Source organism: Pseudomonas sp. xss_4, from assembly GCF_043104125.1.
Lineage (GTDB): Bacteria > Pseudomonadota > Gammaproteobacteria > Pseudomonadales > Pseudomonadaceae > Aquipseudomonas > Aquipseudomonas parafulva_B.
On record NZ_JBICKJ010000089.1, the window covers coordinates 43,945 to 57,015 of the forward strand.

13 protein-coding genes are annotated in these 13,071 nt (G+C 62.7%); 8 read left to right on the plus strand and 5 right to left on the minus strand.

What is annotated here, in order from left to right; genetic code table 11:
- Nucleotides 1-24 precede the first annotated feature (24 nt).
- Nucleotides 25-444 (plus strand): hypothetical protein, encoded by a 420-nt coding sequence (locus ACF8GB_RS18595; RefSeq protein WP_058638971.1) that lies wholly within the window; start codon nucleotides 25-27, stop codon nucleotides 442-444.
- A gap of 21 nt (nucleotides 445-465) precedes the next feature.
- Complete coding sequence (locus ACF8GB_RS18600) at nucleotides 466-1,335, plus strand: cation diffusion facilitator family transporter (RefSeq protein ID WP_058603559.1); 870 nt, start codon at nucleotides 466-468, stop codon at nucleotides 1,333-1,335.
- 4 nt (nucleotides 1,336-1,339) lie between these two features.
- Here the strand turns inward: ACF8GB_RS18600 and ACF8GB_RS18605 are convergent, their stop codons facing one another.
- Nucleotides 1,340-2,134, minus strand: coding sequence for a DUF6515 family protein (locus ACF8GB_RS18605; RefSeq protein WP_100850743.1), 795 nt, complete (start codon nucleotides 2,132-2,134; stop codon nucleotides 1,340-1,342).
- Nucleotides 2,135-2,530: 396 nt separating this feature from the next.
- Here ACF8GB_RS18605 and ACF8GB_RS18610 point away from each other — a divergent pair, with 396 nt between their 5' ends.
- Nucleotides 2,531-3,007, plus strand: a complete 477-nt coding sequence (locus tag ACF8GB_RS18610; protein WP_023534579.1) for an Lrp/AsnC family transcriptional regulator — start codon at nucleotides 2,531-2,533, stop codon at nucleotides 3,005-3,007.
- 55 nt (nucleotides 3,008-3,062) lie between these two features.
- A complete protein-coding gene (locus tag ACF8GB_RS18615) occupies nucleotides 3,063-3,266 on the plus strand; it encodes a DUF2788 domain-containing protein (RefSeq protein WP_023534618.1) in 204 nt (67 codons plus the stop codon).
- A 36-nt stretch (nucleotides 3,267-3,302) separates the two neighbouring features.
- Here the strand turns inward: ACF8GB_RS18615 and ACF8GB_RS18620 are convergent, their stop codons facing one another.
- From ACF8GB_RS18620 to ACF8GB_RS18630, 3 genes are all read right to left on the minus strand, one after another.
- Entirely contained in the window at nucleotides 3,303-3,941 is a 639-nt protein-coding gene (locus ACF8GB_RS18620; RefSeq protein WP_078477943.1) for a pseudouridine synthase, read from the minus strand.
- A gap of 6 nt (nucleotides 3,942-3,947) precedes the next feature.
- On the minus strand, nucleotides 3,948-5,411 hold the full coding sequence (gene amn, locus ACF8GB_RS18625; protein WP_023534634.1) for an AMP nucleosidase: 1,464 nt from the start codon (nucleotides 5,409-5,411) through the stop codon (nucleotides 3,948-3,950).
- 111 nt (nucleotides 5,412-5,522) lie between these two features.
- Nucleotides 5,523-7,166 carry an acyl-CoA dehydrogenase family protein gene (locus ACF8GB_RS18630; RefSeq protein WP_392475450.1) on the minus strand — a complete coding sequence of 548 codons (1,644 nt, stop codon included), beginning with the start codon at nucleotides 7,164-7,166 and terminating at the stop codon, nucleotides 5,523-5,525.
- Nucleotides 7,167-7,462: 296 nt separating this feature from the next.
- On the opposite strand from ACF8GB_RS18630, the gene ACF8GB_RS18635 reads away from it, so the two are divergent.
- From ACF8GB_RS18635 to ACF8GB_RS18645, 3 genes are all read left to right on the plus strand, one after another.
- Nucleotides 7,463-8,869 (plus strand): PAAR domain-containing protein, encoded by a 1,407-nt coding sequence (locus ACF8GB_RS18635; RefSeq protein ID WP_392527438.1) that lies wholly within the window; start codon nucleotides 7,463-7,465, stop codon nucleotides 8,867-8,869.
- Nucleotides 8,862-9,248, plus strand: coding sequence for a hypothetical protein (locus ACF8GB_RS18640; RefSeq protein WP_027915238.1), 387 nt, complete (start codon nucleotides 8,862-8,864; stop codon nucleotides 9,246-9,248). Before ACF8GB_RS18635 ends, ACF8GB_RS18640 begins: the two co-directional genes overlap by 8 nt.
- 326 nt (nucleotides 9,249-9,574) lie before the next feature.
- Nucleotides 9,575-9,952 carry a hypothetical protein gene (locus tag ACF8GB_RS18645; RefSeq protein ID WP_196185783.1) on the plus strand — a complete coding sequence of 126 codons (378 nt, stop codon included), beginning with the start codon at nucleotides 9,575-9,577 and terminating at the stop codon, nucleotides 9,950-9,952.
- A 73-nt stretch (nucleotides 9,953-10,025) separates the two neighbouring features.
- Here the strand turns inward: ACF8GB_RS18645 and ACF8GB_RS18650 are convergent, their stop codons facing one another.
- Entirely contained in the window at nucleotides 10,026-12,011 is a 1,986-nt protein-coding gene (locus tag ACF8GB_RS18650) for a hybrid sensor histidine kinase/response regulator (RefSeq protein ID WP_196185784.1), read from the minus strand.
- Nucleotides 12,012-12,273: 262 nt separating this feature from the next.
- Between ACF8GB_RS18650 and ACF8GB_RS18655 the strand changes: the two genes are divergently transcribed.
- Nucleotides 12,274-13,071 (plus strand): hydroxymethylpyrimidine/phosphomethylpyrimidine kinase, encoded by a 798-nt coding sequence (locus ACF8GB_RS18655; protein WP_058638963.1) that lies wholly within the window; start codon nucleotides 12,274-12,276, stop codon nucleotides 13,069-13,071.

Sequence of the window (13,071 nt, forward strand, 5' to 3'; positions counted from 1 at the left end):
CGAACGCCACGCCCGGAGATTTACATGCGCATTGCTTCCCGCCTGATCGGTGCTGCCCTCGTGGGCACCTTGCTGACGCAACTGACGGCTTGCGGCTCTATCTTCTATCCAGACCGTCGCGGCCAGATCGACGGCAAGGTCGACCCGGCGATCGCCGTGCTGGACGCTGTTGGCCTGTTGTTCTACGTCATCCCAGGGCTGATCGCCTTCGGCATCGACTTCGCCACCGGCGCCATCTACTACCCGCCAGGGCAAACCGCGCAGGTGGACCCTGCCAAGCTGAAAGACGCCGTCAATGCCGATGGCACCGTGGACAACCTCAAGCTGCAGGCCATTCTGGAGAGCGAACTGGGGCAACGCCTGCCGCTGGACGACCCACGCCTGATCCAGCACCGCGGCAGTGCTGAACAACTGGCCAGCCTAGGGCTGGTGCCTGCCGCCTGATGCCAAGGACAACCGCCTGACATGACTACCTCGGCCGAACACAAACGGTTGCTCCGCCTGGCCACGCGCGCCTCCCTGGCGGTGGCCAGCATCCTGGTGGTCAGCAAGGCGCTGGCCTGGTGGTTGAGCGGCTCGGTGAGCCTGCTGGCCGGGTTGACCGATTCGGCACTGGACGCCGTGGCGTCCTTCCTCAACCTGCTGGCCGTGCACTACGCCCTGCGCCCGGCCGATGACGACCACCGCTTCGGGCACGGCAAGGCAGAAGCCCTGGCCGGTATCGCCCAGGCGCTGTTCATCGGCGGCAGTGCCGTGCTGATCGCCTTGCAGGCATTGGAGCGTCTGCGCAACCCGCAGCCGTTGGGCGATACCGCCATCGGTATCGGGGTAATGCTGTTGTCGTTGGTGCTGACCGTCGCGCTGCTGGCCCTGCAACGCAAGGTCATCCGCGCCACAGGCTCCACGGCGGTACGCGCCGATTCCCTGCACTACCGCTCCGACCTGTTGCTCAACGGCAGCATCTTGCTGGCATTGCTGCTGGCGCGCTTCGGCTGGCCGCAACTCGATGCGCTGTTCGGGTTGGGCATCGCGTTGTACATCCTGTGGAGCGCCCTGCAGATCGCACGCGAAAGCACGGCGATTCTCATGGACAAGGAGCTGCCCGTGGATGTCAGTGAAGACATGGCCAACCGCGTGCTGGCTATCGATGGCGTGCTGGGCGTGCACGACCTGCGCACCCGGGTATCGGGCAACCAGTGGTTCGTGCAGTTGCACATCGAGCTGCCTGGGCAACTGCCGCTGCATCACGCCCATGGCCTGTGCGTGCAGGCCTCGGAGGTGATCCGCGATCAGTACCCCAAAGCCGATGTAATGGTGCACGCCGACCCGGTGTAGCCCTTCAGTTGATGCTGTAGCCCCGCCCGGACAAGCACGCGCCAAGCGCCCGTTGGTAGGTACTTGCAACCGCAGGCGCCGGCGCATAGGCAGCCATGGCAGGATCGAACCCCGACTGGCTGACCGCCCAGCGGTGGCACTGGTAGCGATCCTGATCCTGCTGTTCCTGCCCTTGCCCATAACGCGGATAAGCCACCACGTCATACCCCGGCGCCGCTGCTGGCGCAGGTTCTGGGGGATTGACCACCACGTACTCGCGACTGTTTTCCAGGTACCGATAGTAGGTGTCGGCGACCAGGTACATCATCGCACCGTCCACGCGGAACTTGTGCGCATAGGGCGGCAGGTAGCTGACTCGCGCACCTGGGGGCGGCACCACGACCTGGTAACCCCGTTCCCAGGGGCGATACCAGTACCCGCCCGAGTAGAAATAGTCCTGCCCTTGGTAGGGCACCTTCCAGAAGCGGTCAGGGAACCGGTCCACGGTCTGGCCAGGCCGGTAGTGCGGGCCGGGGCCCCAGCCTTCACCGTGGCCACCAGGGCGGCCCTGCCACCGCGGGCCATCACCGGGGCGGCGGGGAATATCCTGGTAGAACCCTGGCCGTGGGGGCTGCGTCTGCCCGACTTCGTCCCGTGAATTGAGCGCACGCCCAGGCGCAGGCCCTGCCTCGATACCTGGCCCTGTAGCGGCGGGGGGCAGCGCGCCTGGGCCGTCGTTGGGCCCGGCCGCCAGGGCTGCCACGCTGATGCCCATGCCCAGCAAACCAACACCTGCCCACTGCCAGATGTGCGACTTCATGGTAGTCCTCTCGACGGGAAAACGGCTGACTGCGCCAGTCTACCGCGCCCCACCGCGCCGCCCATTAAATTTCAGCCATGAAAAAAGGGAGGCCATGTGGGCCTCCCTTCAGCAATTGTCGTCCGTGCTCGGCGCTTGTGGCCCCGGCTCACCTCACACCGTCTTCTGGAAGGTGCGTAGCCCGGGGGCCTGGCCCATCCTGTTGGATGGCTTGGCCGCGAGCGCCCGTCTGGGGCGCATCGCCGTGGACTGATGTCCGGGCAGTGATTCTGGTGATAAAGATACCGGGCGCGCACCGGCACGGGATTGCGAAGATTGCTCAGATAAATAGCACTTGCGCAATTTTTAACCCTGGATTGATAATTCGCCGCAATCCGAACAGAAAAGGCATGATTCATGAGCAAGCTGGACCGATACGACCTGAGCATTCTGGCTGAATTGCAGCGCGACGCGCGCATCTCCAACCAGGAGCTGGCCGAACGCATCGGCCTTTCACCCTCACCCTGCTCGCGCCGCGTCAAGCAACTCGAAGACGACGGCTACATTTCCCGCCAGGTGGCCTTGCTCGATCGCAAGAAGCTGGGTTTGAGCCTGACCGCCTACGTGCTCATCGGCATGGACCGGCACACCCCCGAGCGCTTCGAAACCTTCGAGGCCACCATTCGCAATCTGCCCCAGGTGCTGGAGTGCAGTCTGGTGACCGGGATGGACGCCGACTATCAGCTCAAGGTCGTCGTGCCCGACATGGACCATTACCAGAAGCTGCTGCTCGGTAGCCTCACGCGCATCGAGGGCGTCACCAGCGTGCGTTCAAGCTTCGTGCTCAACCAGGTATTGGCCAGCACCGAGCTTCCATTGACCCACCTTCGCTGATCGGTTGCCACCTCACGCGTATACTTGCCCCCCTCAACCCGCCTGGAGCACTGCAATGGATCCTGCCGTATTCGAAGAGTGGATGATGATCATCCTGGTGACCGCCTTGATCGGCTTCATGGGCTTCATCGTCTGGGACCTGGCGAAAAAATCCCAGGCGGGGCGTTTCGGCACCCTGATCCTGTTCTTCGTGCTCGGCCTGGGTGTGCTGGCGTTCATCATCAAGAGCGTGGTGGTGGGGTTCATCGAGGGGGTGTAGCCGGCGCGGTCTTCACGTCCGCGCCGGCCATGACGCCTAGCGCCGCAGGGTCGGCGCCACCTCGCGCCAGCAGCCCTGCTCCAGCCCATCGAGTGCCCAATCGCCAATGCGCACGCGCACCAGGCGCAAGGTGGGCAGGCCCACAGCGGCGGTCATGCGCCGTACCTGGCGATTGCGGCCCTCGCGAATCACCAATTCAAGCCAACGGGTCGGGACGCTTTTACGAAAGCGTACCGGCGGGTTGCGCGGCCACAGCGTGGGCTCTTCCAGGCTGCGGGCCTCGGCGGGCAGCGTTGGCCCGTCATTGAGCTGCACGCCTTCGCGCAGCTGGCGCAGCTGCTCCTCGGTGGGCTCGCCCTCGACCTGCACCCAGTAGGTCTTGGGTAGTTTGTGTTTGGGGTCGGCAATACGCGCCTGCAGGGCGCCGTCATTGGTCAACAGCAGCAGGCCTTCACTGTCCCGGTCCAGCCGGCCGGCGGGGTAGACGCCCGGGATGTCGATGAAATCCTTGAGCGTGGCCCGCCCCTCGCCGTCGCTGAACTGCGTCAGCACGTCAAAGGGTTTGTTGAACAGGATCAACCGCGGCTCGGCGGGTGGCGCCTTGGGCTGGCGATGAGCGCCAGGCGCAGGCCGCCCCTGGGGGCGGCGCGGCTTGGAACGGGGTGGCAGTGACATGGATCCTCAGCGGAACGGCGGCTCGTCGAAGCTGCGCAGTTTACGCGAGTGCAGCGAATTGAGCTCGGTACGCAACAGATCCAGCGCCGCAATACCGATCTTCAGGTGCTGGCTGACCGCGCGGTTGTAGAACGCGTTGGCCGAGCCCGGCAGCTTGATCTCGCTGTGCAGCGGTTTGTCGGACACGCACAGCAAGGTGCCGTACGGCACCCGCAGGCGATAGCCTTGGGCTGCGATGGTGCCGCTTTCCATGTCCACGGCAACGGCGCGGGACAAGTTGATCAAGGGCCGTTCCTGAGCCCAGCGCAGCTCCCAGTTGCGGTCGTCGTAGGTCAGCACGGTACCGGTGCGCAGGCGCTTCTTGAGCTGCTCGCCCCGCTCGCCGGTCACCTGGGCGGCGGCTTCCTGCAGGGCCAGTTGCACCTCCGCCAGCGCCGGGATTGGAATGTTCGGCGGCACCACGCGGTCGAGGATGCCGTCGCGGCGCATGTAGGCGTGGGCCAGCACGTAGTCGCCAATGGTCTGCGACTGGCGCAGCCCGCCGCAGTGCCCGATCATCAGCCAGCAATGCGGGCGCAGCACTGCAAGGTGATCGGTGATGTTCTTGGCGTTGGACGGGCCGACGCCGATGTTGACCAGCGTGATGCCGTCGCCGTCCCCTGCAATCAGGTGGTAGGCCGGCATCTGGTAGCGGTGCCAGACCACACCGGCGACCAGCGCCTGGGCCTCGCCGTGGTCCATGCTCTTTTCGATCACGACGTTGCCCGGCAGCACCATGCGCACGAAACGCGGATCATCGCGCAACTGCTCAAGGCCATGGCTGATGAACTGGTCCACGTAACGGTGATAGTTGGTCAGCAGGATCCAGGGCTGCACGTGGCGCCAGTCGCTGCCGGTGTAGTGCACCAGGCGCCGCAGCGAGAAGTCCACACGCGCGGCATCGAACAGGGCCAGGGGCAAGGTATCGGTGCTGTCCCAGTCGTAGAGCCCATCGGCGATGTTGTCGGTGGCCGAGGACAGGTCGGTGCTGGGGAACACCCGCGCCAGCTGCGCGGCGGTGATGCCGCTGCCGGCCAGCTCGTCGCCCTGGTCCACCACGTATGGATACGGGATGGGCTGCTCGCTGACCCCCACTTCAACCGTGACGGTGTAGTCGTGCATCAGCGGGCGCAGTTGCTCCAGCAGGTAGCCGCGAAAAGCAGCCGGCTGGGTGATGGTGACGCTGTAGGTGCCAGCCACCTGGACCTTGGCATAGGCCCGCGTGGTGGCAGCGACCTCGCCATTGCTGTGGTAGGTCAGGCGCAGCGCCGGGTAGCGGAACAGGTCACGCTCCTGGGCGTCGGGCTCGGTGCGGTCCTTGAGGTAACGCTTGAGGGCCTGGCTCAGGGCACCGGTGGCCTGCTCATGCAAGGCCGCCAGACGATCGACGGCCTGTTCGGGAGTATCAACGACTTCAAACGCGTGGCTCACACTGTGCTTCCTGTCTGGACATGCATGCGAACCATCTTGCCTGCCTTCTTGGGTAAATTCATCCCCTTGATGATGCAGGGAGGCGCAGCTGGGGCGTACAGGGCCGGCCTGTCAGATGGCCATGGCCCGCGCCATCACGGCCTGTACGTCCACACCGCGCGGTAACGTGCCATAAGTGCGCCCCGTCCCTGTGAGGCGACTGGCGATGAACGCATCGCTGACCGCAGAATGACCAGCCTCCAGCAGCAACTTGGCCTGCAAGGCCAAGGCGATGGCCTCGGTCAGTTGTCGCGCCCGGTACTGGATATCGCCCGTGTCGAGAAACGCATCCTTCAGGTTGACGATGCAGGTGGCCAGGCGCTTGTCGCCGTGCCCGTCACCCAGTTCGGCGAACAACGCCTCCAGCACACCCGGCTCCTTGGACAAGGCGCGCAGCACATCCAGGCACTGCACATTGCCCGAACCCTCCCAGGTCGAGTTGACGGGCGCCTCGCGGTAAAGCCGCGGCAGGATGCTGTCCTCCACATACCCTGCCCCGCCCAGGCACTCGGCCGCTTCGTTGATCATGGCCGGGGCACGCTTGCAGATCCAGTACTTGCCCACCGCCGTGACCAAGCGCGCGAAATGCGCCTGCTGGGGGTCGTCGAGCTGTTCGAGGGCGTGGCCCATGCGCAGGCTCAGGGCCAATGCCGCTTCGCTTTCCAGCGCCAGATCGGCGAGCACGTTCTGCATCAGCGGCTGCTCGGACAACAGCCGGCCCGCCACCTGCCGATGCGCACAGTGGTGCAGGGCCTGGGTCAGCGCCTGGCGCATCAGGGCACTGGAGCCGACCATGCAGTCGAAACGGGTCATGGCCACCATTTCGATGATGGTCGGCACGCCCCGGCCCTCCTCACCGATCATCCAGGCCAGCGCACCGCGAAACTCCACTTCGCTGGAAGCGTTGGAGACATTGCCCAACTTGTCCTTCAGGCGCTGGATGTAGAACTGGTTGCGGCTGTCGTCCGGGCGGTGGCGGGGCAGCAGGAAGCAGCTCAGGCCGCGCTCGGTCTGGGCCAGGACCAGGAAGGCATCGCACATGGGCGCCGAGCAGAACCACTTGTGACCCACCAGCTCGTAGGCCTGGCCGGGCCCCGGCGCGCCCACGGGGTAAGCACGGGTGGTATTGGCGCGCACGTCCGTGCCGCCTTGCTTCTCTGTCATCGCCATGCCCAACGTGACGCCGGCCTTGTGCCGGTCGCCGACGTTGCGCGGGTCATATTCACGCGACAGCGCCTTGGGCAGCCAGTAGTGGGCGATCTCCGGTTGCACGCGCAGGGCCGGCACCGCAGCGAAGGTCATGGTCAATGGGCAGCCCGTCCCGGCCTCGGCCTGGCTGTGCAGGTAGGTCATCGCCGCGCGGGCCACATGGGCGCCCGGGCGCGGCTCGGCCCAGGGCAGCGACGGCAGCCCATGCTCGACGGCGGTGCGCATTAATTGGTGATAAGCGGGGTGAAATTCGACCAGGTCGATGCGATGGCCGTATCGATCATGGCTGCTGAACACCGGCTTGTGCGCATTGGCCAGAAAGCCTGCCTGCATCAACGGCCCACCGGCCAGCGCGCCGTACGCATCGATCCGCGACTGCGCCCAGTCGGCGCCAAAGCGCCTGGACCACTCCTGTAGCGGCAGGTCCAGGCGGTACAGGTTGGCCCCGTCCAGCGGTGGCGGCTGGTTGGTGACCTCGTGGGTTTCAGCGAACTGGTGCAGGTTCATGGAGGCGCTCCTGAATCCGGGCAGGCGTGAGATACCCAGTGAAGCACTGTCTGGTCGGTGGACAAAGGGGCATTCCTGACTAAAGGCAGGGGTGCGTGATGAGCGGCGCTTTTGAGACCTGCATTGTCGGGGCTGCCAGCGGCGTGTTCGTGCGACGCCCGAACAGGTGAGGCCGTCAAGAACTTGTAATCCGGTTCCCAATAGTCCGTGGGAGTCTTCCTAGAAGCTGAATCAAGCGCACATAAGTGGATACCGCCTGCTAGGTTGCGGGTTCTTTCATGAACAGCAGGCAAGCCATGAGTATGCGCATCAGCATCCTGGGTCGGTACCAAGGCCTGGACAGCGATGAAACCACCACCGGCGCCATTTGCATTGCCGGGCAATCCAGAGGTCGCGTCCATGGCCGCAACTGGCTGCTGGAAGGCGACAAGACCACGCCCTGCCCCCGCTGCGGGCAACCTGGCACGCTGGTGGAGGGCGAGCCCCGATGGAAGCAGGACGGCATACCTACGGTCCTTGACGGCGCATTGGTGGAGTGTGGGTGCCCTACAGGCAGCAACCGCGTAATTGCAGGCGGATCTGCAGTACCTGCAACGTTCAGGGCACCTGCATCTGAACCGGTCAGTGACGCACTGCGACATCCTCAAGCACGCAATAGGGCGATCAGTCCGGAGCGGTTCCGGGACGCCGCGCCTTCAGCGGCTCAGCACAGCAATGAACCTGGTTTCTACATCGTGCCGCGCAGCATGTCGTATGAAGAGGTGCTGGTAGAACTCGGTTCGCCCCACGCGCACCTGTCTCGGTCAGCATTGGAACGGCTTAATCCAACCTTCCGGAACGGATTCAAACCGGGCGAGATATTCGTCGTGGGTGAAGAATCGAGGTACCCGATGTGTACCCGGCAGGAGATGTCGGTTATGAGTGCAGCGGAGCAGGCGCGCGCTGCATTGGCCGGCCTCACAGAGGAGGAAGCCGGCTTCATGATGCAGCATCAGGCCGAGATAGCCGCGCTGTTTGGTGATACCAGTCTGGCCATGGGCGTAGCCGAGACAGTGGCGGGTAAGTCACTGGATGAGATCACCAGCCTTTTGCGCAAAATCGAAGACCTGCACAAAGCGCAATTTGCCAAGCACGGGCACCTTCGCCACCCGGAATTCTTCGCCCAGCGCCAGCAGCTGTTCAATCAGTTGAGTGCCGGTTTGAAGGCCACCCTTCTCAATAAGCGGCTTAATCTTGGGGATTACTCAACACTGCGCCGAGACTTGGGTATCTCTTCCAAAAGCCTGGTGCACCACTGGAGCAAAGCAGGCGGGCCCACGGACATACCGGGGTATTCCACTCACTTGGACAAGCTGACAAGGATGGCCAAGTATTTGAAGGCTGGAGGGGCAGTGGGTATTGCGCTCGGGGGTATTGGATCAGCGATTAATATTGCCGATGCGTGCCGGGTGGGGAATACGAAAGCGTGTAGAAGAATGCGTTTTACTGAGGCTGGTAATTTTTCGGGTGGTTTGAGTGGTGGGTGGGGGGGAGCGAACCTAGCTAGCAGGTTAGCCCCCGGGATTTGCTGGTGGGCCGGCCCAAAGGCATGGGCCTGTGGGATAGTGGTTACAGGGGCTGGAGCATTGGCTGGAAGCCTAGAAGGAATGGAATTCGGCGAATACGTAGGAGAGGTAATCTTCGAGGCTTTGCAGAATGATTGACCACCTTGACATAAAACTGAAGTTGTTTCTGCTCACTTCCCCTTTCATTATAGGCTTTATCTCACTGGCCATGGACCTGCGCATTGCATGTTCAAAAGAATACGACGTCATGATCGCAGCGCTCCAGCGCAGTGCTTGCTTAGAGTTTATTACAACACTCTGGGGAGAACAAAGCATACGCGCACGATTATTGGTGATCTCAATGGTGGGTGGGCTCATAGCATTTCCAACCTACCACATTCGCAAAGGTGCGCTTGATCCACTCGATTATCAGAATTTTCCAGCCTCCCTTAAAAAGAAGATCAACACCGCATCCTGGCTGAACACAGTAGCGTTCACTTGGCTAACAGTCGGTTACTTTTTCCTACTACCAAGGTGAAACTGTTTACTCATTACACGCACCATGGATCCACGCTGATGATTGGGTATTCGACGCATCTGGGCGAGCTGGCAAGTAGGCCAGGTACTCGAAGCTCGCACGGCGGACGGGAATACAAAGCCATGTTGAAGAACACTATTTACTGAGCCTGACGATTTTGGCTTGCCCAAAATGGTCGGGGCCAAAGCAGCTAATGAAGTGATACTTATTTCTTCCAGAAGAACTGCCTTGACGGTGCTGCATATGACATCTTGACCCCTGCAACAGCGCCTCTGACGGGAAGCCTTCGTGCATGCAATTAAGCGAAAACTTTCGAGGCCTTGAGAATGATCAAGAATTTTGACATTACGTTTCAATTACTTTTTCTTGCCACTCCCTTTGCCCTCGGACTGACTGGCCTCGTCATGGATCTGCGTATCGCAGGCTCCAAAGAATACAACGTCATGATCGGGGCCCTGCAGCGCAGTGCGTGCCTACCCTTTATTGTCACCCTTTGTGGTGAAAAGACTTTGCGTGCGAGAATGTTTGTGACATTCATGGTCGCCGGGGTCATAAAGTATCCAAAATCAAGTATTCGACAAGGCATGCTTGACGCACAAGACTATGAGCAATTTCCACCATCCGTGAGAAAGCGGATTGTGGCCGCCTCATGGCTGAACACAGTCGCCTTCGGCTGGTTAATCATAGGTTCTTACTTTCTTTGATACCCCGAGTCGCACGCCCACGTTATCGCACTGCCCATTTAGCTAACAGCAAATCGTCCTAACCTACCGATGCTTACCGCCAACGCCGCCCCTCACTCCCCTGCACAGCCACCTGCCCCTGCGAAATTGCCAACTCCACACTCATCTCGAACCGACTGCCCACCCCAGGCGCCGATTGATGTGACAGCCGTGCCCCCAGCAATTCGCTCATCTGCCGGCAGATGGCAAGGCCAATGCCCAACCCGCCGTAGCGCCGGGTCATGGACCCATCCACCTGGAAAAACCGCTGGTAAAGAATCGACTGGTCAAGGTCTTCAAAACCGATACCGGTGTCGCTCACGGTAAACGTCAAGACCAGTTGATTAGGCCCCCTGTGCTGTCCGCGAACCTGGATCATCACGCCACCCTGATGGGTGAATTTCAGGCCATTGTCCACCAGGCATCCCAGACAGCGGGCCAGCTTCGGCCCATCGCCCACCAGTCGGTCGGGCAGGTCCGCCGGGATGTCCACACTCAAATACAGGCCCTTGCCCAGTGCCTGGCCGGCATAGCCAGCGCGCACGCCGTGCAGCAGTGCCCGCAGGTCGAAAGGTGCTGGCTGCGCACGCAGCCGCCCTGCCTGGAGTTCGGACAAGGTCAGGATGGCGTCGACCATGTTCATCATGCCCTGGGCCGAACCCACCGCTGTCTGATGAAAGCGGGCCATTTCCGCGTCCATCGGCAGGGTATGCATCAACTCCAGGGAACCGATCACGCCATTCATTGGGGTGCGCAGTTCATGGGTGGCGCAGGCCAGAAACTCGTCTTTGAGCCGGTTGCTGTTGGCCAGTTGCTGGTTGAGTAGCTCCAGTTGCTGCCCCGTTTCACGCAGGGTACGGGCCTGCTCATCGCGCAGCGTCTTGATGCGGTCGGCCAGGGCCAGCGATAGCAACGCCACTTCCAGCGCAGCACCCAATTGACTGGCATACATGGTCAGGAACATGTTCGGCAGGTAGCCCAGCACCATCAGCGTGTTGACCAGCCCCCCGAGCAGGAACGCGGTCCAGGCGATGATGAACCAGCGCGCCACGCGCAGGCCGCGCTGCCAGGCGTTGAGCCCTGCGCACAAAACGCCCAGGCTGAACACGAGCGCCAAGGCGGTGGCAAGGCGCATGGCCACGCCATAGGGTACGCTCACGGCCAGCACCATCACCACGGCACCGCCCAGCATCAGCGCCTGCAGCAACCGGTCGAAGCCGCGGCTTTGATGGCGAAGCTGCAGAAAGTGCCGGGCGAACTGAGAGCCGAACAGCGCAGCTGCGCCGACGAACAACGGTGTGCAGGCGTTGGCCCACCATGGGCTGTCGGGCCACAGGTAAGCGATGCCGGCGCCATTGACCGAGACCTGGTAAAGGCCGAAGGAGGCGATGTAGAGGATGTAGTACAGGTAGCTGACGTCCCGCACGCTCAGGTACAGGAACAGGTTGTACACCAGCATCACCAACAGCACCCCGTAGATCATCCCCAGCACATACAGGCGCGTGGCCTGGGCTTCCAGGTAGGCCTGGGGCGACCAGAGGGCCAGCGGCGCCTGCACCGAGCCCTGGCTATGCAGCCGCAGGAAGACGGTGGTGACCTGCCCAGGCGGCAATTGCAGGTTGAACAGGTAATTGTCCTGCCGAACCTCCCGACTTGAGTAAGGCAGTGCGTCACCGGTGCGCTGGGCCAGGTGAAAGCGCCCGTCCGGGCCCTTCAGGTAAAGCTCGAGGTGGTCGAGGGGTGGGTAGGCCAGTTCCAGCAACCAGTGCCGGGGCATGCCCGGCTCCGCGTCAGGGTGCAGCTCGAGCTTGAGCCAGAACACCGACTTGGAAAACCCGGCATTGAGCACGTCTTCAGGGTGGGAAAGAAAATGCTGTGCGAAGTCGGGCGCACTGACCTCCGTGATGCTGGCGCTGCCGTCCGGGTCTTCGTAGACCTGCATGACCTTGCCCAGAGGCAGGTGACGGGTGGCCGCGGTGATGTCCACCGCCTCGGCGAATGCGGGCAGCAAACCCATGAGCATAATCAGCAAATAGCGCATACAGCCCCAGCATGGCCTGTCCGGTCGCGTCGCGGTTGCCCCCTTTCCGTTTGAGACGACGAAATCCTGCAGAACCTGTTTATCGATTTATCTGCGCACTCTAGCACAGCTTCTAGGTGCATCGAGCGGCGGCACAAAACCCACAGGACCGCTCTGGCACGGGCATAAGCGGCGTTGAGCGTTGCCCATCTCGCACCAAAAAATCCACCGACCTGCACGGGCAAGGTCCGCACAAACAGGTTTGGTGGTAAGCTCGCCGACCATGAATACCTACGCCTCCCGCCCCGTTGTCCTCTGTCTCTCCGGCCACGACCCCAGTGGCGGCGCCGGCTTGCAGGCAGATATCGAAGCCCTGCTTGCACAAGGTTGTCATGCCGCGCCCGCGGTGACCGCCCTGACCGTGCAGGATACCGTCAATGTCTCCGACTTCCGCGTGCTCGACCGTGAGTGGGTGCTGGCCCAGGCCAATGCCGTGCTCACCGACTCCACGGTGGCTGCGGTCAAGCTGGGCATGCTCGGCTCGATCGACATGGTCGATACCGTGGCCGAGCTGCTGGCTGCGCACCCGCACCTGCCGTTGGTGTGCGATCCGGTGCTGCGCGCAGGCGGCGGCGGGCGCCTGGGCAAGGATGAAGTAGGCTATGCCCTGCGTGAACGCCTGTTGCCGCTGGCGACCATCACCACGCCAAACCTGCCCGAAGCCCGCATTCTTGCCGAGTTGCCCGAAGGCAGCGCCGACGAGTGCGCTGCCAGGCTGCTGGAGTTCTGCCCGCACGTGCTGATCACCGGCGGACACGGCGACGAGGTCGAAATCCACAACCGTCTGTACAGCCGCGACGGTCACCGCAGCACCTCGACCTGCCAACGCCTGCCGGGCAGCTACCACGGTTCGGGCTGCACCCTGGCCAGCGCCCTGGCGGGTCGACTGGCCTTGGGCGAGCACCTGGAAAGCGCCGTGCGCACCGCCCTGGACTACACCTGGCGCACCCTGCGCGATGCGGAGCAGTTGGGACGGGGCCAGTTCGTGCCTCGGCGCCTGCCTCTGGATTTCTGCTCCTGA

Coding starts and splice junctions, on each gene's coding strand:
- ACF8GB_RS18605 (WP_100850743.1), bottom strand. CDS start 2,134: ATGAAGTCGCACATCTGGCAGTGGGCAGGTGTTGGTTTGCTGGGCATG.
- ACF8GB_RS18630 (WP_392475450.1), bottom strand. CDS start 7,166: ATGAACCTGCACCAGTTCGCTGAAACCCACGAGGTCACCAACCAGCCG.
- ACF8GB_RS18650 (WP_196185784.1), bottom strand. CDS start 12,011: ATGCGCTATTTGCTGATTATGCTCATGGGTTTGCTGCCCGCATTCGCC.
- ACF8GB_RS18615 (WP_023534618.1), top strand. CDS start 3,063: ATGGATCCTGCCGTATTCGAAGAGTGGATGATGATCATCCTGGTGACC.
- ACF8GB_RS18620 (WP_078477943.1), bottom strand. CDS start 3,941: ATGTCACTGCCACCCCGTTCCAAGCCGCGCCGCCCCCAGGGGCGGCCT.
- ACF8GB_RS18645 (WP_196185783.1), top strand. CDS start 9,575: ATGATCAAGAATTTTGACATTACGTTTCAATTACTTTTTCTTGCCACT.
- ACF8GB_RS18640 (WP_027915238.1), top strand. CDS start 8,862: ATGATTGACCACCTTGACATAAAACTGAAGTTGTTTCTGCTCACTTCC.
- ACF8GB_RS18635 (WP_392527438.1), top strand. CDS start 7,463: ATGAGTATGCGCATCAGCATCCTGGGTCGGTACCAAGGCCTGGACAGC.
- ACF8GB_RS18655 (WP_058638963.1), top strand. CDS start 12,274: ATGAATACCTACGCCTCCCGCCCCGTTGTCCTCTGTCTCTCCGGCCAC.
- ACF8GB_RS18595 (WP_058638971.1), top strand. CDS start 25: ATGCGCATTGCTTCCCGCCTGATCGGTGCTGCCCTCGTGGGCACCTTG.
- ACF8GB_RS18600 (WP_058603559.1), top strand. CDS start 466: ATGACTACCTCGGCCGAACACAAACGGTTGCTCCGCCTGGCCACGCGC.
- ACF8GB_RS18610 (WP_023534579.1), top strand. CDS start 2,531: ATGAGCAAGCTGGACCGATACGACCTGAGCATTCTGGCTGAATTGCAG.